Genomic DNA, 19,138 nt, shown 5'->3' with positions numbered 1-19,138 from the left:
GGGACAATGGGCGACACTATGTCACCTCGCGCAACCAAGCCTCTCGAGCCGGCCAAGACCGACCCGTCGCGGATCCGCAATTTCTGCATCATCGCGCACATCGACCACGGTAAGTCAACGCTCGCCGACCGCATGCTCCAGATCACCGGTTCTGTTCCCGACCGTGAGATGCGAGCCCAGTACCTCGATCGTATGGACATTGAGCGCGAGCGTGGCATCACGATCAAGTCGCAGGCCGTGCGCATGCCGTGGGAAGTGGGCGGCGAAACCTTCGCCATCAACATGATCGACACCCCCGGCCACGTCGACTTCTCCTACGAGGTCTCGCGTTCGCTCGCTGCGTGTGAAGGCGCCATCCTCCTCGTGGATGCTGCGCAGGGTATTGAGGCGCAGACGCTGGCGAACCTCTACCTTGCGCTCGAGAACGACCTCGAGATCATCCCCGTCCTCAATAAGATTGACCTCCCGGCGGCAGACCCGGAGCGTTTCGCGGCAGAGCTGGCGAACCTCATCGGTGGATCCCCGGATGACGTGCTGCGGGTGTCGGGCAAGACCGGAGTCGGTGTGGAGGAGCTGCTCGACTGCGTGGTCGAGCGCATCCCGGCGCCGACGGGGAATGCGGACGCCGCCGCTCGCGCCATGATTTTCGACTCGGTGTACGACCCCTACCGTGGTGTCGTCACCTACGTCCGCATGATCGACGGCAAGCTCACGCCGCGCGAGAAGATCCAGATGATGTCGACCGGTGCGAACCACGAGCTCCTCGAGATCGGTGTCTCCTCGCCTGAGCCCGTGCCGACCAAGGGCCTTGCCGTTGGTGAAGTGGGCTACCTCATTACTGGTGTGAAGGATGTTCGCCAGTCGAAGGTTGGTGACACGGTCACGAACGCGCAGAAGCCGGCCGATGAGCCGCTTGACGGCTATGTTGACCCGAAGCCGATGGTGTTTTCGGGTCTCTACCCGATTGACGCGAGCGACTATCCGGAGCTGCGTGACGCACTCGACAAGCTCAAGCTCTCGGATGCCGCCCTCAACTACGAGCCCGAAACCTCGGTTGCTCTCGGCTTCGGTTTTCGCGTCGGCTTCCTGGGTCTACTCCACCTCGAGATCGTGACTGAGCGTCTCTCTCGCGAGTTTGGGCTTGACCTCATTACTACGGCGCCGTCGGTGATCTACGAGGTCACAACAGAAGACAACGTCGTCCACACGGTGACGAACCCGTCCGAGTATCCAGAAGGACGCATCATTGAGGTGCGCGAGCCTGTCGTGCGCGCCGCGATCCTCACGCCGAAGGACTACGTGGGCAAGGTGATGGAACTGTGCGAGTCTCGCCGCGGATCCCTCCTCAACATGGACTATCTCTCGGAAGAACGCGTCGAGCTTCGTTACCAGGTGCCGCTCGGTGAGATTGTCTTCGACTTCTTCGATCAGTTGAAGTCCCGCACGCAGGGCTACGCCTCGCTCGACTACGAGCCCATGGGGGACCAGGTTGCCGACCTCGTGAAGGTCGACATTCTGTTGCAGGGTGACAAAGTGGATGCTTTCTCCGCCATCGTCCACAAGGACAAGGCCTACTCCTACGGCACGCTCATGGCGGAGCGACTGCGCAAACTCATCCCTCGTCAGCAGTTCGAGGTGCCGATCCAGGCAGCAGTGGGTGCTCGCATCATCGCGCGTGAGACGATCCGCGCTATCCGCAAGGACGTGCTTGCCAAGTGCTACGGCGGTGACATCTCCCGCAAGCGCAAGCTGCTCGAGAAGCAGAAGGAAGGCAAGAAGCGCATGAAGATGGTCGGCCGCGTCGAAGTGCCGCAGGAGGCCTTCATCGCCGCGCTCTCCGGTGACGTGGAGGGCAAGGAGAAGAAATAGCCCCCAGTGGTGGCGGGGCACTCTACCCCGTGCCGCCCCTTTGGTAATACCAAAGGGGCGGCACGTTTTTTGTGTAGAAAGAACAACACATTTGTGCATTCCTTGAAGTTGCTATTTCCTCACCCATTTTCATCCGGGAGGAGAATCCGACAGATTTCTCTACGTCGAGAAAATTCGCGGTGAACAGCATTTAGTGCAACCTCCAAATCTGATCGCTACCCGCTGGGGAACCTTGGAGTATGCGGCAAAACGGTTGCAACCTTCGTCGGAGTGAATAACGTTGAGGTTGCGAGGTCGGAAAGGCCGGACAGCCACGGGCCTCGCGGGGCGATAGATAATCGACCCCGATATGCGGGCGAGACGATCCTCGCCCCTGGCCTTGGGAGGCGCCGTGACCAACGTCACGAACACCATCGAAACAGGAGCCACTGCTGAAGGCTCCGCCGAGGGGAAGCTCCCACTCGGCGCACTTATTGCCCTCGTCGTCGGATCGATGATCGGTGGCGGCATCTTCGCACTGCCCTCGCAGATGGCAGCTGCAGCCGCCCCCGGCCCGCTGATTATCGGCTGGCTCATCACCGGCGTCGGTATGCTCGCGCTCGCGTTTGCGTTCCAGGCGCTTTCGCGCCGCCGCCCCGAAATTGACGGCGGTGTGTACGGATACGCTCGTGCAGGCTTCGGTAACTACATCGGTTTTACCTCTGCGTGGGGATACTGGCTCTCCGCGTGGATCGGTAACATCGGTTACCTCGTTCTGCTCTTCTCGACGCTCGGATACTTCTTCCCGGTCTTCAAGAGTGACCAGAACCTGCTTGTAGACGGCGGTGCCAACATCCTTGTGATTGTTGGTTCGTCGATCCTGATCTGGGTGCTTCACTTCCTGCTTCTTGCAGGTGTCCGTGAGGCAACCTTCATCAACACGATTGTGACGATCGCTAAGGTCGTCCCGATTCTCACCTTCATTGTCCTCGTCGGCTTCGCGTTCAACGCTGGTGTCTTTTCGCAGGACTTCTGGGGTGAGACCACCCTCTTCGACGGCGAGACCCTCGGAAGCGCCTTCGACCAGGTGAAGAACATGATGCTCATCACCGTGTGGGTGTTCATCGGTATTGAAGGTGCATCGGTCTACTCGAGCCGTGCAAAGACTCGCTCGGACGTCGGTAAGGCAACCGTCATCGGCTTCCTCGGCGTGCTGCTCCTCCTCGTGAGCGTGAACCTCTTCTCGTTCGCAGTGATGCAGCGTCCGGAAATTGCAGAGCTCGAAGACCCGTCCATGGCCGGTGTGCTCGCGCACGTCGTTGGCCCGTGGGGTGCAGCCTTCATCGCAATCGGCCTCATCATCTCGCTCCTCGGCGCGATCCTTGCATGGGTGCTCCTGTGCGCTGAGATCTTCCGCGAGCCGTCCAACGAAGCAATCCTTCCCAAGTGGGTTGGTCGCCTCAACAAGAACGGCACGCCGTCGGGTGCACTGTGGCTCACGACCATCGCCATGCAGATCCTCCTCGTGTGGACGATCTTCGATGGTTCGGGCTACACCGGCCTCATCATCCTCGCCTCGAGCCTCATCCTCCTTCCCTATCTGTGGAGCGCGCTGTTCCAGCTCGTCAACGCAGTCCAGGGCAAGGAGGGGTACGAAGGTGGCAAGGGCCGCGGTTCGGACATCCTGGTCGGCCTAGTCGCCTCGGCGTACGGCGTCTGGCTCGTGTACGCCGGTGGTCTCGGCTACCTGCTCATCGCAGCGATCTTCTACCTCATCGGTACCCCGCTGTACATCTGGGCGCGTAAGGAAGCCAAGGCGAAGATGTTCTCGACCGTGGACCTCATCGTCATGATCATCGTGGCCATCGCGGCTGTGGCAGGTGCTGTCCTGCTCGCCACCGGTGTGATCACCGTCTAAGCAAGCGCAACGTACGGGGTGGGGAACAAGGCCCGCCGTCCTCTCCCGCCCCTCCCAACTCGGCGAAATCAGCTACAAACAACGACATCTTCTGAAGGAGATGAGCTACATGTCAGAAAACAAGGTTGGCGTTTACTCGGAGGCTGGGAAGCTCCGTAAGGTGATGGTCTGCCGTCCGGGCCTCGCACACGAGCGCCTGACGCCCACCACGTGTGACGACCTTCTCTACGACGACGTCCTCTGGGTTGAGCAGGCTCAGCGTGACCACGCTGACTTCGTCGCAAAGATGGAAGCACGCGACATCAAGGTTTACGAGCTCCACCAGACCCTCGCCGAGGTCCTCTCGGACAACGAAGCCCGCGCCTGGCTCCTCGACCGCAAGCTCGCCTTCTCGGTCGTTGGTTTCGGTCTCCGCGAAGAGATCCGTCCGTGGCTTGACGAGATGGACTCGAAGGAGCTCGCAGAGCGCCTCATCGGTGGTATCGCCTACGACGAACTCCCGGCCGACCTCCAGGGCCCGATCGTCAAGGCCTTCCGCGACGGCGTCCAGGACGAGAACTTCGTCATCGACCCGATCCCGAACACACAGTTCATGCGCGACAACTCGTCGTGGATCTTCGGTGGTGTGACGATCAACCCGATGTACTGGAGCGCTCGCCAGCAGGAAACGCTCATCACCCACTCGGTCTACAAGTTCCACCCGGACTTCAAGGACCTCGACTTCCCGGTGTGGTACGGCGGCGACGAGTCGATCGACTACGGCTCGGCTTCGATCGAGGGTGGCGACGTCATGCCGCTCGGTAAGGGTGTTGTCGCCATCGGTCTCGGTGAGCGCACCTCGTACCGCGCAGCTTCGGCTGTTGCCAAGGCCATGTTCGAGGCCGGCGCTGCAGAGCGCTTCCTCCTCGGCGTGATGCCGAAGACCCGTTCGGCCATGCACCTCGACACCGTCTTCACCTTCTGCGACCGCGACGTCGTGAACGCTTACGAGCCCGTCGTTGACCAGATCAAGACGATCGAGCTCCGTCCCGACAGCTCGACGGAGTCGGGCTTCACCGCTTCGGTTTCGGAGAAGCACTTCATCGACACCGTTGCAGACGCAGTGGGCGGCAAGTTCCGCACCGTCACCACCGGTGGCGACCGCTTCGGCATCGCTCGCGAGCAGTGGGATGACGGCAACAACGTCATCGCCCTCGAGCCGGGTGTCGTCGTCGGCTACGACCGCAACACCGCAACCAACGCCAAGCTCCGCGAGGCAGGCGTTGAGGTTATCGAGATTTCGGGCTCCGAGCTCGGCCGTGGCCGCGGTGGTGGCCGCTGCATGACCTGCCCGATCCTCCGTGACGAGATCGAGTACTAAGCCTCGCGCTGAGTCCCTCTGATCTAGCACGAACCCGGGAGCCGCGCCCGGAGCCTTACTCCGGGCGCGGCCTCCAGGGCCGCAAGGCCCAAAGAAACACCCAACAACCGCTGCACCGCAGTAACCCAAGGGAAAGAGAAACACAATGCCGTACAACAACCGCCACAGCGTGCTCAGCCTCCTCAGCCACACGCCCCGTGACCTCCAGTACCTCCTTGACCTGTCGCGCGACCTCAAGCGCGCCAAGTACGCAGGCAACGAGGTGCAGCGCCTCAAGGGCAAGAACATCGCCCTCATCTTCGAGAAGACCTCGACCCGTACGCGTTGCGCCTTCGAGGTTGCCGCATACGACCAGGGTGCCTGCGTGACCTACCTCGAGCCGACCGGTTCGCAGATCGGCCACAAGGAGTCGATGAAGGACACCGCTCGCGTGCTCGGCCGTATGTACGACGCCATCGAGTACCGCGGCAAGTCGCAGAAGGCTGTTGAAGAGCTCCACGAGTACTCGAACGTCCCGGTCTACAACGGCCTCACGGACGAGTTCCACCCGACCCAGATGCTCGCCGACGTCCTCACGATGATCGAGCACGCTGACAAGCCGCTCCACGAGATCTCGTTCGCCTACGTTGGCGACGGCCGCAACAACGTCTCGAACTCGCTCCTCATGATCGGTGCGAAGCTCGGCATGGACGTCCGCATCGGTGCCCCGACGAACCTCCAGCCCGAGGCCGAGCTCGTCGAGCAGTGCCAGGTCTTCGCTGACGCTTCGGGCGCCAAGATGACCGTCACCGACGACGTCAAGGCTGCTGTCAAGGGCGTTGACTTCATCTACACCGACGTTTGGGTGTCGATGGGTGAGCCGATCGAGTCGTGGGGCGAGCGCATCCAGGCTCTCCTCCCGTACCAGGTCAACGCAGAGCTCATGGCCGCTGCTGAGAACCCCCGCGTGAAGTTCATGCACTGCCTCCCCGCCTTCCACAACTCGGAGACGAAGGTCGGCGCTGACATCGCTGAGAAGTACCCCGAGCTCGCCAACGGCATCGAGGTCACCGAGGACGTCTTCGAGGGCCCGGCCAACATCTCGTTCGAGCAGGCGGAAAACCGCATGCACACGATCAAGGCGATCATGGTCGCCACCCTCGGCTAGTCCGAACTTTCCAACAAGTTATCTAGCCAAGAATTCCATTCGGAAAGGCATCTCATGAAGATTGTGATCGCACTCGGCGGTAACGCGCTCCTCCAGCGCGGCGAGCCGATGACGTACGAGAACCAGCACGCCAACATCGTCACGGCTGCAAAGAGCATTTGCACCCTCACCGACGAGCACACGGTCGTCATCTCGCACGGTAACGGCCCGCAGGTCGGCCTCCTGGCTCTCCAGGCTGCCGCATACACCGACGTCCCCGCCTACCCGCTCGACGTCCTCGGCGCCGAGACCCAGGCAATGATCGGTTACACGCTCGAGCAGGAAGTTCGCAACCACGCTCCGGGCCGCAACGTCGCAACGTTCATCACCCTCACCGAGGTTGACGCGAACGACCCGGCGTTCCAGAACCCGACGAAGCCGATTGGCCCCATCTACACCGAAGAAGAGGCCAAGAAGCTCGCCGACGAAAAGGGCTGGTCGATCGCTCCTGACGGCACGTCGTTCCGCCGCGTCGTCCCGAGCCCGAAGCCGAAGGCTGTCCTCCCGATCGAGGACATCAAGACGCTCGTCGACAAGGGCACCCTCGTCGTCTGCGCCGGTGGTGGCGGTATCCCGACCGTTGTCGAAGACGGCAAGGTCAAGGGCATCGAAGCTGTCATCGACAAGGACCTCGCAGCTGCTGTTCTCGCTGCTGGTCTCGAGGCTGACATGCTCATCATCGCGACCGACGTCGACGGCCTCTACCTCGACTGGGGTACGCCGGAGCAGCGTCGCGTTGTCGAAGCAAGCCCCGAAGAACTCCTCAACATGGAGTTCGCCAAGGGTTCGATGGGCCCGAAGGTCATGGGCTGCATCAACTTCGTCCAGGCAAGCGGCAAGTCGGCTGTCATCGGTTCGCTCTCGGACATCGAGAAGATCGTCCGCGGCGAAGCTGGCACGCTCATCAAGCCGGGTGCTGAGCTCAAGACTGCATAGTCTTTAGCCACCTGCAGTGCAGCAGATTGGGGTCGGTCCTTCGGGGCCGGCCCCAATCCTTGTTTCTGAGGTACAGACTTCGCGCGCTGACGTTGGCGGAGGGATATTGCGGGTCGGTGGTTGAATAGCTCCATGACGACGCACGACGAGGCCCGCACCCACGCACTCATCGAAGAGTCCAAGCGAAACGGTGCGCTCTTCCGCGAGGCACGTGACGGACTGCTCGAGCTCCTCGCAGAGCCGCAGCGCGCACGGGATACCTTCCGCTGGCCCGAACTCGGCGACCACTTCAACTGGGCCCGCGATGTGTTCGACCCCGCGGCAGACGGGAACGACGTCACTGCGCTTCGCATCATCGAAGATGACGGCAGCGTCGCCGACTACAGCTTCGATGAGCTTCGTCGCCGCTCCAACGCAGTTGCCCACCACCTCCGTGGACTGGGCATCAGCGAGGGTGATGTCGTCATGCTCATGCTCGCCAACCGAGTCGAGTTGTGGGTGTCGATGCTCGCGGTCATGAAGCTCGGCGCGGTCATGCTGCCGACGGCAATCGTGCTCGGCCCGCACGAGCTCGTGGATCGCGTCACTCGCGCCGAAGTGCGCTGGGTCATCACGGACGAAGCGGATGCCGAAAAGTTCGACGCCGTAGAAGGCGACTTCGGTCTTATCGCCGTGGGTGGCGCGAAGGGTGCAGAGCGGGTCGCGCTCGAGTTCACGAATACCCCGGAGGATGACCTCAACCGCGAGCGCTTGCGGTTCCTGCCCGAAGCATCGGCCGTCGATGAGTCGGCGTACCTCAGCCCGGTTGGGGGAGCGGACCCGGCCATCATCTACTTCACGTCGGGGACGACGTCGAAGCCGAAGATTGTCGTCCACTCGCACCTGTCGTATCCCGCCGGGCACCTCTCCACGATGGCGTGGATTGGCGTGAAGCCGGGGGACACGCACATGGTGATCTCCTCGCCCGGATGGGGGAAGCACGCCTGGAGTGCGTTCTTCGCGCCGTGGCACGTGGGCGCCACGATCGTGGTCGACAACGTGGTGCGCTTCCAGGCCTCGCGTCTGCTGCGCGTGCTTGATGAGCAGTGCGTGAACACGTTCTGCGCGCCGCCGACCGTGTGGCGCATGCTCATCCAAGAGTGCGCGAGTGACCGGCCGCGTGGCCTGCGCGAGCTGCTTTCGGCGGGTGAGCCACTCAACCCGGAAGTTATTGCCCGCATCCGCGAGTGGTGGGGGCTGGAGATTCGCGACGGGTACGGGCAGACCGAAACGACCGCGATCATCGGCAATCTTCCCGGCGACCCGGATCAGCTGCCCGGATCGATGGGGCGTCCGCTGCCTGGCGTCTCGATCGTCCTCGTCGATGAGCACACGGGGGAGCGGATCCCGTCCGACCGTCCCCGCGCGGAAGGTGAGGTGTGCCTCGAGCTCCGCGACGGTCGTCCTCTCAACCTCATGGTCGGGTATGCGGGTGACCCGGAGGCGACGGCGGATCGTTGTCGCGGCGAGGTGTTCCACACGGGTGATGTCGCGCAGCGCGACCCTGAGGGGCGCTACACCTTTGTCGGCCGAACGGACGACATCTTCAAGTCCTCCGATTACAAGGTCTCACCCTTCGAAGTCGAGTCGGTGCTCGTCGAGCATCCCTACGTTGTGGAAGCCGCGGTCATCGGTGCACCGGATGAGACGCGCCTCAACATCACGAAGGCCTACGTGCAATTGGCTGAGGGCATTGAGCCGGACGAACACGCGGCGTTTGAGATCTTGAAGCACGCCCGTGCCGGTCTCCCGCCGTACATGCGCGTGCGACGGATCGAGTTCCAGGACCTCCCGAAGACCTCATCCGGCAAGATCCGTCGTGTTGAGCTGCGCGACCGTGAGCAGCAGCTGGCCCGTCGCGGTGAGCGGATCCCCAACGAATGGCGCGAGGGCGATTTCCCGGAGCTCAAGCGCTCCTAGCCGGGGAGCTCGGACCGCGTCACGGGGTAGCGGTAGACTGGGGGAGGTGACGAGCATCGAGAATCCTTTTGGCCAAGTCCTCGTGGCGCTCGTGACGCCGATGACGATCGACGGCGAAGTCGATTGGGGCGGCGTTGAGCAGCACATGGAAGACGTGATCGCTCGTGGCGCCGACGGAATCGTCATCTCCGGCACCACCGGTGAAACTTCCACCCTGACGGATGCAGAGAAGATCCGTCTGGTCGAGGTCGGCAAGAGCGTGGCGGCCGGCCGCGCGAAGATCATCCAGGGTGGTCCCTCCAACGAAACCGCGCACGCCATCCAGCTGGTGAAGCAGTCTGAGGCTGCTGGCGCCGACGGCATCATGGCCGTCACGCCCTACTACAACAAGCCCACGCAGGCCGGTGTGCTCACGCACTTCCGCATGATCGCGAACGCGACCGACCTGCCGATGATCCTTTACGACATCCCGGGCCGTTCCGGCATCCCAATCAAGTACGAGACGATCATGCGCCTCGCGAAGCACCCGAATGTGCTCGCGGTGAAAGATGCGAAGGGCAACTTCGCTGAGGCGAGCCGGGTCATGAACCAGACCTCGCTCCTCTACTTTGCGGGCGACGACGCAAATGCGCTGCCGGAACTGTCGATCGGTGCCGCGGGCCTCATCGGCGTCACCGCGAACATTGCGCCGGGGCCGTACCGCACCATGATTGACGCGGTGAACCGCGGTGACCTCACGACGGCAACCGAGCAGCACCGACTCCTCGAGCCGCTCGTGCGCGCCACGATGACGCACGTGCCCGGCACTGTCTCGACGAAGTACATCCTCCACGGCCTCGGCCGCATCGCCTCGCCCCGCGTTCGCCTCCCGCTCGTCGGCCCCGAAGAGTGGGAAGCTGCCCAGATCGAAGACGAGATCGCCCTCGTCCACGGGCTTGAGGGCGTCGACGTCACAAACTTCCGCCCCGATCGGAACGCTGCCGCTGGCGGCGCACTGCCGAAAATCGCGGGCACGACGCGCTAGGCGTCACCTCAGGGTTCGGGTATCCGAGCCAACATCCTCAACGACAGGTACGACATGACAGGTACAGCCGCAGAAACCGAGCCGCACCCCATCGCACTTCCCAAGCTCAAGGAGGGAGTGCTCCGCATCATCCCTCACGGCGGCCTCGGCGAGGTCGGCCGGAACATGACGAGTTTCGAGATCGACGGCAAGATCCTCATTATCGACTGCGGTGTGCTCTTCCCGGAGTCCACCCAGCCAGGCGTCGACCTCATCCTGCCCGACATTGAGTCGCTCGGCGACCGTCTCGACGATGTCGTCGGCATCTTCTTGACCCACGGTCACGAAGACCACATTGGCGGTGTGCCGTACCTGCTCAAGCAGAACCCGGGCATCCCGCTCATTGGTTCACAGCTCACGCTCGCGCTCGTGGAGGCGAAGCTCAAGGAACACCGCATCAAGCCGTACACACTCACGGTTCGTGAGGGCGATGTCGAAGAGCTCGGGCCGTTCCGCTGCGAGTTCATGTCGATCAGCCACTCGATTCCCGACTCGCTCGGCATTCACGTGACGACGAAGGCCGGCACCTTTGTCCACACGGCCGACCTCAAGGTCGACCCTTCGCCGCTCGATGGCCGACTCACGGATCTCGTGACGCTCGGTCGCCTCGGCGCGGAGGGCATCGACATGTGGCTCTGTGACTCGACGAACGCCGAGATCCCAGGATTCTCGGGCTCGGAACGCATCGTCGGGCCGGCGATTCACGAGGCGATTCGCACGGCGCGCAAGCGCGTCGTCGTCTCGAGCTTCGCCAGCCATATTCACCGCGTGCAGCACGTCGTCGATGCCGCTGTCGCGAACAACCGCAAGGTTGCCTTCGTGGGGCGCTCGATGACCCGCAACATGGGTATTGCGCTTGACCTCGGCTACCTCAACGCGCCCGAGGGTACGATCGTTGACTACAAGAAGGCACTTGGGTTGCCGGACGACCGCGTCGTGTTTGTGTGCACCGGTTCGCAGGGCGAAACCCTCGCCGTGCTCAACCGCATTGCGCAGGGCGACCACGCTATTCAGATCGGTCGCGGTGACACGGTGATCCTCGCTTCGAGCCTGGTGCCGGGCAACGAGGTCTCGGTCTCGAACATGATCAACAACCTCATGAAGGCTGGCGCCGAGGTCATTCACAAGGGCAACGCGCTCGTGCACGTCTCGGGTCACGGCTTCGCCGGCGAAATCCTGCAGTGCTACAACGTCATCAAGCCGAAGTATGCGATGCCGGTGCACGGTGAGTACCGCCACCTCGTCGCGAACGGGAAGATTGCGCAGCTCTCGGGCGTGCCCGCCGATCACGTCGTCATCGTCGAAAACGGTGGCGTCATCGAGATGGAGAACGGCGTGCCCCGCAAGGCGGGCGAGGTTCCGGTCGGCTTCGTTTATGTCGACGGGAAGACGGTTGGCGAAGTCACGGAGGATGACCTCCATGACCGCCGCGTGCTTGCGGAAGAAGGCTTCATTTCGGTGTACGCCGCGGTCGACACGAAAGCCCGCCGCATCGTTGCTGGCCCGGAACTGCACGCGCGTGCTTTCGCTCCGGATGATTCGGTGCTTGAGCCGCTCGTGCCGCAGGTTCGCCGTGCACTCGAGGAAGCGCTCGAGGACGGCGTGGAAGACAAGTACCGCCTTTCGCAGACGGTGCGTCGTGTGGTTGGCCGTTGGGCTGGTACGAAGCAGCGTCGCCGCCCGATGATCGTGCCGATTGTCGTGCTGGCCGAAGAGTACGAAGAAATTCGCGCGACGGAAGCTCGTGCCGACGACTAGGTACTGAGCACGCGAGGGCCGCACTGTCGAGAGGCAGTGCGGCCCTTCCGCATGTGGGGGCCTGTGAGGCGAATGCTCATTGAGCACGCTGGCCATATCTGCATCATTTGCCACAGAAGTAACACCCGTCACATTTGTTTCATCACACTCATGTGTCACTTCTGGCGACACTCGTTCATCGTGCACCGGATGTCGGTGGTCGCCATTACCCTCCGAACCATGGCCTCGACTACGACCAAGCGTCAGCCTGCCCAGAATTCCTCGTCTCGACGTGGCGGATCCTCGGCAGGTGCTTCGTCGAGCCGTGGAAAGCAGCCCGAGTTCGAGACCGGGCCGAGCCTTCTCGAGCGCATGTGGATGGGCGCAGCCCACGCCACCGGTGCAGGGGCCCGCGCCTTCGGCCTCGAGATGATCGAGCGCGAAGAACGTCGCGATGGCTTCCCCTTCGCGCTCGTCGTGCTCGCCGTGCTTGGCGGCATCACGGTGTGGTTCTTCCCCTCGAACCCCGTCGCGGTCACCATCAACGCCTTCACCTTCGGTGGGCTCGTGGGCCGCGTCTCCATTGCGCTCCCGGTCATCTTTGCTCTTGTCGCGTTCTGGCTCTTCCGGCACCCGTCATCGGTGACCGACAACTCCCGCATTGGCGCGGGCGTCGCACTCGGCACCATCTCCGCCGCGGCCATCTGCCATGTTGCTGGCGGCACGCCCGAGCCGAGCCTCGGCATGCCAGCGCTCGCAACGGCTGGCGGCATCCTCGGGTGGCTGCTTGCGGCGCCGATCGCCTTCTTGATCACGCCCATCGGCGCTGGCATCGTTGCGGGCCTCCTGTTGGTGCTGTCACTGTTCATCATCACGAAGACGCCCCCGAACCGTGTCCCGGAGCGGCTGCGCGAACTCTGGGCGTGGCTATTCGGTCTCGATGAGGACGATGCCTCGGCCCCGGGCGAGGCTGACACTGACGTGGAGGCCCAGAGCTCTAGGCGCGGCAAGCGCGATGACGAGCGCGTGCCGTGGTGGCGTCGCAACGAATCCGGCCGCGAGGTCGACCCGGCCTACGACTCGCCCATGATTGACGGCGAGCGTGCTCCCGAAGGCGTTGACGAGTCCATCCAAGAGCTGCTCGGTGAGAAGCCCCGCAAGCCGAAGAAGGCGAAGCGCGAAGCTGCCGCAAACGACAACGCCACGCGCGTGCTTCCTGTCGTGCCCAATGACGAGCAGGACACTGACCCCTATGGCGTTCCCGCGGTCGAAGCGCCCACCTCGGGTGCGTCGTCGACGGGCCTTCGCGATGAAAGCCCCGAGAGCGTTGACGACTCCGAGCGCGAGGGCGCTTCGGAAGCTCTTGAAGCAAGCGATGCTGCCTGGGACTCGCAGGGGAGTGGCCTCGACGGCGACTATGCCCTTCCCTCGGTCAACATGCTCTCGACCGGGTCGCCCGCGAAGGAGCGCACGCAGGCGAATGACGACATCATGGCCGCGCTCGACGCGGTATTCGCAGAGTTCAAGGTCAATGCGAAGGTCACCGGCTTCTCGCGTGGCCCGACGGTCACTCGCTACGAGGTTGAGGTTGGCCCGGGCACCAAGGTGGAGCGCGTCACGCAGCTCTCGAAGAACATCTCGTACGCGGTGAAGTCGAACCAGGTGCGCATCCTCTCGCCGATTCCCGGCAAGAGCGCCATCGGTATTGAGATCCCGAACTCCGACCGCGAGGTCGTCTCGCTCGGTGACGTGCTGCAGTCGTCGAAGGCCATGAGCTCGAGTCACCCGATGACGATTGGTGTCGGCAAGGACGTCGAAGGCGGCTACGTCATCGCGAATCTCGCGAAGATGCCGCACCTGCTCGTGGCTGGTTCCACCGGTTCCGGTAAGTCGTCGTTCGTCAACTCGATGATCGTGTCGCTCCTCATTCGCTCGAAGCCGAGCGAGGTGCGCATGGTGCTTGTCGACCCGAAGCGCGTGGAACTCACGCCGTACCAGGGCGTCCCGCACCTCATCACGCCCATCATCACGAACCCGAAGAAGGCGGCCGAAGCGCTGCAGTGGGTCGTGAAGGAAATGGAGATGCGCTACGACGACCTCGAGAACTTCGGGTTCCGTCACGTGGACGACTTCAATGCCGCCATCCGTGAGGGCAAGGTCGTGCTGCCGGAAGGCTCCAAGCGCAAGCTCAAGCCGTACCCGTACCTCCTCGTGGTCGTGGATGAGCTCGCCGAGCTTATGATGGTTGCGCCGCGTGACGTGGAAGACTCGATCGTCCGCATCACGCAGCTTGCCCGCGCCGCGGGTATCCACCTTGTGCTCGCGACGCAGCGTCCCTCGGTGGACGTCGTCACCGGTCTCATCAAGGCGAATGTGCCCTCGCGCCTCGCCTTCGCCGTCACAAGCTCGACCGACTCGCGCGTCATTCTCGACCAGGTCGGCGCGGAAGCCCTCATCGGCCAGGGTGACGGGCTCTTCTCGCCAGCTGGCTCGAAGCCGCTGCGCGTGCAGGGTGCCTGGGTAAACGACGCCGAGATCCACGAAGTCGTCGCCCACGTCAAGTCGCAGGCACAGCCCGAATACCGTCAGGATGTCGCCGCTCCCGCCGAGAAGCGCGAGATCGACTCCGACATCGGGGACGACCTCGAAGTGCTCCTCGCCGCAGCCGAGCTCATCATCAACTCGCAGTTCGGTTCAACGTCGATGCTGCAGCGCAAGCTCCGCGTTGGCTTCGCGAAGGCAGGTCGCCTCATGGACCTTCTCGAGTCGCGCGACATCGTCGGCCCCTCGGAAGGCTCCAAGGCGCGCGACGTGCTTGTGACCCCAGAGGAGCTTCCTGCCGTCCTTGCGCGACTGCGTGGTGAGGAGCCGCCGGCCGAGGCTGCTGCCGAGGCTGATGATGACTGGGATGACGAACCATCGGAGCCCGTCGACCTCGTCGCGCGTGACGCCGAAGCCCGCATGCAGGGCCTTGAAGAGGTCGAGGCGGAAGACTCCGAAGACGCGTGGAGCCTCACCGGCCGCGAGTAGGCTGATCGTTCATGAGCGGTCGAATGCTGAGCGCGGGCGAAGGCCCTGCAAGCACCTGGTGCGTACCGAACCTCATCACGATCGTGCGCATCCTCATGGTGCCGCTCTTCGTGTGGCTCATGGTGCTGGATGCCGGGAGCCACGGGGCGCTCCGCTGGTGGGCCGGGGCAATCTTCCTCGTCGCAATCGCAACCGATGCCGTTGACGGGCACCTCGCCCGCAGCCGCAATCTCATCACCGACTTAGGGAAGCTTCTCGACCCCATCGCGGACAAGGCGCTCACCGGGGCGGGCTTCATCATGCTCTCGATCGTCGCCGAGTTGCCGTGGTGGGTCACCCTCGTCATCCTCACGCGCGAGATCGGCATTACGGTCTGGCGACTCGTGGAAGCCCGCCGTATCGTCCTCCCTGCGGGGCGCGGAGGCAAAGCAAAGACGGTCTTGCAAACGGTGGCGCTCGGGCTGGCACTCTGGCCGCTGCACGTTGTGCTTGGGCACGAGATCTGGCACTGGGCAAACATCGTCTTCATGTCGCTGGCGGTGATCCTCACTGTAGCCAGCGGCATCGACTACCTTTGGCAGGCTTACCGGCCCGGCGCCTCAGCAGACAGTTCGTCGTAGCGTGTGATTGGACGACGAGAGGTGGGAGTTCCTGTGACTGAGATGAATGTCGGCGACGTCGGAGGGGTGCTCATCCAGCGTGGTTTGAGCATCGCGGTGGCGGAATCCCTGACCGGTGGACTGCTGGCTGCATCGCTGTGTTCTGTGCCCGGCATCTCGGCGGTGTTTCGCGGAGGCATCGTCGCCTATCAGACACCGCTGAAGCACGCCCTGCTCGGCGTTGATGCGGAGCTTCTTGCTGCTCGTGGAGCTGTTGATCCGGACGTTGCTCAGCAGATGGCCGAAGGGGTTCGACAGCGTATAGCGACGTCAGGCCCAGCAGATATCGGCCTGTCCACGACGGGCGTCGCGGGCCCCGACCCGCAGGATGGTCACGCTGTTGGAACCGTCTTCGTGGGGATCGCAACGGCGCAGGGGAGCCACGCTCTTCGTCTCAATCTGGGCGAAGCGATCGTCTCCGGCGACCCGGTTGCCACTCGCCAACACATTCGCGACGCAACAGTCGCCGCCGCGCTGCAAGTCCTGGCCGAACACCTCGCTCGATGCGAGCCGAAGACGGGGCGCGATGTTGCGTCTTGAACGACGACGCTTTGAGCGGCCGCGTGCCAACCTCTTGCTCCGAGTGCGTCCGTCACACTCCGGGTCTTGGTGCGTGTTCCTCCACGGAGCTGGTTGTGACGGAGCGATGTTCCTCCATCAAATGGGAGTCCTGCCCGAGGATATTGGCATCGTGTGTTGGGACGCCCGTGGACACGGTTCATCGACCCTGAGTGGCCCATTTGTCTATGCGGACATGGTGGATGACCTCGCAGCCGTGCTCGACGAGGTGTGCGGTGGTCGCGCCATTCTCATCGGGCAATCCATGGGCGGTAACCTCGCCCAGACGCTGGCCGCTCATTCTCCAGACCGTGTTGAACGCCTCGTCCTCATCGACTGCGCCGACAATCATGCTGTGCTGTCGGTGGGTGATCGGCTGGCGATGCGCTGGGGAACACCGCTCGCGTTTCGGGTCTTGCCGTGGTGCCAACTTGTCACGATGTCTGCGGAAGCATGCGCACTGCGTTCCACCAACATCGCGTATGCGGCATTGTGTCTCCATAAGACGGGACGCCGCAGACTCGAGCAAGTCCTGACGAGCTTGTGCGATGCGCTTGAGCCGAATCCCGATGCTCGGTTCTCCATTCCGACGCTTGCCATCGTTGGCGAAGAAGACCGAACTGGCCGCGTACGGGAACAGCTGAGAGCCCTCGCTGAGCGTGACCCTGCCGTGTCACTCGTCGAAATCCCCAACGCCGGTCACCTGGCCAACATGGATGCGACGGACGTGTGCAGCGCTGCGATCACGCAGTTTTGTTCGAGGCCAGCCACAGACACTCAGGTGAGTCTCAGCCTTCCGGGGAATGTTCGCGCGCCTTTCGGAGTTGAGTTCATCAGACTCAAGATTTCTCCACAGGGGGCCATTTCCCAGCGTGTGGAGGCTCAGGGTCGCGTATCGTTAATCGACATGCCCCGCCACCGCCGGTGGATCGGGAAGTGTCCACAGTCACGAAAGGAGATCCCATGAGCCTTGCACGTCATGAAATTGGCGAAGTGCTGCGGGATGTCCGCCTCCGCAAGGGGCACACGCTCCGCCAGGTCGCTGGCCGCGCCTCGGTTGCACTCGGCTACCTCTCCGAGGTTGAACGTGGCCAGAAGGAAGCCTCGAGTGAGATTCTCGCCGCCGTTGCAGAAGCCCTCGACACCCCACTGTCCTCGATCTACCTCGAGGTTGGCGAGCGCCTTCGCATGCACGAGCGCCTGACTGCCCAGGCAGCGATTCCCGACACGGTCCCGGACGACCTGATCCAGAGCGTTCGCTCCAACTACGAGCGGGCCTCCTAGCGAGATCACGCAACGATCCACGCGCCCACGCCCATTACTCGGACGTGGGCGCGTGGCGTTCCAGGAAGGCGTAGAGCTCCCGCAAATCGACACCGGGAAATTCGCCGGTGGGCAGAGCTGCGAGCATCGTTGACGGCATACGCGCGCTTGGGAACGACGACGTTGCCCAGCGTTCCGTGAGCTCGGGGTGCGGGAGCTGGCAGCACGCTCCGCTCGGGCACTTCGAGGTGTAGCGGTGTGCGGTGTCTCGTCCACGGAACCAACGAACGTGCTCAAAGGGTGTGCCGACGCTCACCGAGTACAAGCCGAGAGCATCCTGTTGCACGCGGGAGGTGCACCAATACGTGCCGGACGGCTTGTCGGTGTACTGGTGATACGGATTGAAATGGTCCTCGACTTCGAAAACCCGGCGGGCACTCCACTGGCGGCACACGAGTTGCCCTTCAACGGCTCCAAGCGCATCGGCGGGGAACTGGACAGCATCGTTCTCGTAGGCCTTCGAGATGGTGCCCGACTCGTGGACCTTGAGGAAATGCACCGGGATATCCAGGTGAGCCGTGGCCAGGTTCGTGAATCGGTGGGCCGCGGTTTCGTACGTGACGCCAAAGGCATCCCGCAGGTCCTCAATTGAGAGCTGGCGCTCCTGTTTCGCTGCGGCCAGCAATTCGATGCAGCTCTGCTCAGGCATGAGTATCGCGCCAGTGAGGTAGTTCGTTTCCACCCGTTGCCGAAGAAAATCGGCATAGTTTGCGGGTGCCTGATGCTCGAGCACCTGAGCGGCGAGGGCTTGCAGGACAACTGTGCGCTGATCGCCGTCCTCCCGTTGAGCTCGAGGCACGTAGAGACGATGATGTGCCCGATCAAGGACAGACCGGGTTGATCGCGGCAGATCCGGCACCGAATGCAGGGAGAATCCGAGATGCGAGGCGAGTTCCGCTGCTCCGCGCTGCGGCAGCGGCCCTCGCGGCATACTGATTGCAGCGCGAAGGTCAGTCGCCTGTGCCTCAAGCTCCTCGAAATAGTTGGATCGTGCGCGCATGATCGCTCGAAGCTCTGTGTTGGCACGCCGAGCCTGTTCAGGGGTAGCGGCACGTTCGGTGTCCATACGCTCAATTTCGCGAAAGAGCCCGACGATCGCATGGAGGGTGTCGTCGCTGAGCGACTTTCGAGCGGGGATGTGCGGCAGGCTCAAGCGCTGATAGCGGGCCGTGGTTTGCAGCTTGGCGAGAGCGATTTCAAGGTGCTCCCGCTCTGAGAGCTCGGCAGCATCGAGGAGTTCGGCGACGTTCGCTTCGAGCGCGCGGGCATATTGCTGCAGCTCGGAGAGACGCAACTCCCGGCGGCCGTTCTCCACGACGGACACCTGAGATGGTGCCTTGCCGATGCGTTCCGCGAACTCCTCCAGTGTGAGGCCAAGGCGTTGGCGCAGTGAGCGCACGCGCCGGCCGATGGTGAGGGGGTCGAATGCATCGTCGAACTCAGTCATGGCAGCGGTCCTCTCAGCTTCAACGACGTTGTTGAAGCAAGGTCCTTTGGAAGCTTAGAAGAAACGCGTTTCTTCTGCCAAGAGTTTCGCGACACACGGGCGACGAGCGGACCA

The 19,138-nt window shown here is 63.1% G+C and carries 14 protein-coding genes; 13 read left to right on the top strand and 1 reads right to left on the bottom strand.

Going from position 1 to position 19,138, the window contains the following annotated elements; translation table 11 throughout:
- Positions 1-18: 18 nt before the first annotated feature.
- The 13 genes from lepA (at position 19) to ZAL01S_RS06545 (ending at position 17,538) form a co-directional block, all read left to right on the top strand.
- The gene (gene lepA, locus ZAL01S_RS06605; protein ID WP_066081612.1) at positions 19-1,869 is read left to right on the top strand and encodes a translation elongation factor 4; all 1,851 of its coding nucleotides are present in this window, start codon (positions 19-21) and stop codon (positions 1,867-1,869) included.
- A 391-nt stretch (positions 1,870-2,260) separates the two neighbouring features.
- The gene (gene arcD / locus ZAL01S_RS06600; RefSeq protein WP_244875356.1) at positions 2,261-3,766 is read left to right on the top strand and encodes an arginine-ornithine antiporter; all 1,506 of its coding nucleotides are present in this window, start codon (positions 2,261-2,263) and stop codon (positions 3,764-3,766) included.
- Positions 3,767-3,875: 109 nt separating this feature from the next.
- Positions 3,876-5,126: an arginine deiminase gene (locus ZAL01S_RS06595; RefSeq protein WP_066081536.1), complete on the top strand. Its 1,251-nt coding sequence runs from the start codon at positions 3,876-3,878 to the stop codon at positions 5,124-5,126.
- A gap of 145 nt (positions 5,127-5,271) precedes the next feature.
- Positions 5,272-6,273: an ornithine carbamoyltransferase gene (locus tag ZAL01S_RS06590; protein WP_066081532.1), complete on the top strand. Its 1,002-nt coding sequence runs from the start codon at positions 5,272-5,274 to the stop codon at positions 6,271-6,273.
- Between the two features lie 54 nt (positions 6,274-6,327).
- On the top strand, positions 6,328-7,248 hold the full coding sequence (gene arcC, locus ZAL01S_RS06585; protein ID WP_066081530.1) for a carbamate kinase: 921 nt from the start codon (positions 6,328-6,330) through the stop codon (positions 7,246-7,248).
- Positions 7,249-7,380: 132 nt separating this feature from the next.
- Positions 7,381-9,207: an AMP-binding protein gene (locus ZAL01S_RS06580; RefSeq protein WP_083523138.1), complete on the top strand. Its 1,827-nt coding sequence runs from the start codon at positions 7,381-7,383 to the stop codon at positions 9,205-9,207.
- A 46-nt stretch (positions 9,208-9,253) separates the two neighbouring features.
- Positions 9,254-10,231 (top strand): 4-hydroxy-tetrahydrodipicolinate synthase, encoded by a 978-nt coding sequence (gene dapA / locus ZAL01S_RS06575; protein ID WP_066081529.1) that lies wholly within the window; start codon positions 9,254-9,256, stop codon positions 10,229-10,231.
- A 54-nt stretch (positions 10,232-10,285) separates the two neighbouring features.
- Positions 10,286-12,028: a ribonuclease J gene (locus ZAL01S_RS06570; RefSeq protein WP_066081525.1), complete on the top strand. Its 1,743-nt coding sequence runs from the start codon at positions 10,286-10,288 to the stop codon at positions 12,026-12,028.
- A gap of 219 nt (positions 12,029-12,247) precedes the next feature.
- Positions 12,248-15,037, top strand: a complete 2,790-nt coding sequence (locus tag ZAL01S_RS06565; RefSeq protein ID WP_066081606.1) for a DNA translocase FtsK — start codon at positions 12,248-12,250, stop codon at positions 15,035-15,037.
- An 11-nt stretch (positions 15,038-15,048) separates the two neighbouring features.
- Entirely contained in the window at positions 15,049-15,657 is a 609-nt protein-coding gene (gene pgsA, locus ZAL01S_RS06560; protein WP_066081521.1) for a CDP-diacylglycerol--glycerol-3-phosphate 3-phosphatidyltransferase, read from the top strand.
- Positions 15,658-15,699: 42 nt separating this feature from the next.
- The gene (locus tag ZAL01S_RS06555; protein WP_066081518.1) at positions 15,700-16,236 is read left to right on the top strand and encodes a CinA family protein; all 537 of its coding nucleotides are present in this window, start codon (positions 15,700-15,702) and stop codon (positions 16,234-16,236) included.
- Positions 16,223-17,221 carry an alpha/beta fold hydrolase gene (locus ZAL01S_RS06550; RefSeq protein WP_083523137.1) on the top strand — a complete coding sequence of 333 codons (999 nt, stop codon included), beginning with the start codon at positions 16,223-16,225 and terminating at the stop codon, positions 17,219-17,221. The genes ZAL01S_RS06555 and ZAL01S_RS06550 overlap by 14 nt, the downstream gene beginning before the upstream one ends.
- The gene (locus tag ZAL01S_RS06545; protein ID WP_066081511.1) at positions 17,218-17,538 is read left to right on the top strand and encodes a helix-turn-helix domain-containing protein; all 321 of its coding nucleotides are present in this window, start codon (positions 17,218-17,220) and stop codon (positions 17,536-17,538) included. Before ZAL01S_RS06550 ends, ZAL01S_RS06545 begins: the two co-directional genes overlap by 4 nt.
- Positions 17,539-17,572: 34 nt before the next feature.
- On the opposite strand, the gene ZAL01S_RS06540 is transcribed toward ZAL01S_RS06545, so the two are convergent.
- The gene (locus tag ZAL01S_RS06540) at positions 17,573-19,024 is read right to left on the bottom strand and encodes an XRE family transcriptional regulator (protein WP_066081509.1); all 1,452 of its coding nucleotides are present in this window, start codon (positions 19,022-19,024) and stop codon (positions 17,573-17,575) included.
- Positions 19,025-19,138 lie beyond the last annotated feature (114 nt).

Source organism: [Zimmermannella] alba NBRC 15616, assembly GCF_001570905.1.
Taxonomy (GTDB): domain Bacteria; phylum Actinomycetota; class Actinomycetes; order Actinomycetales; family Microbacteriaceae; genus Pseudoclavibacter; species Pseudoclavibacter albus.
This window is presented reverse-complemented; position numbering and strand designations above follow the sequence as displayed.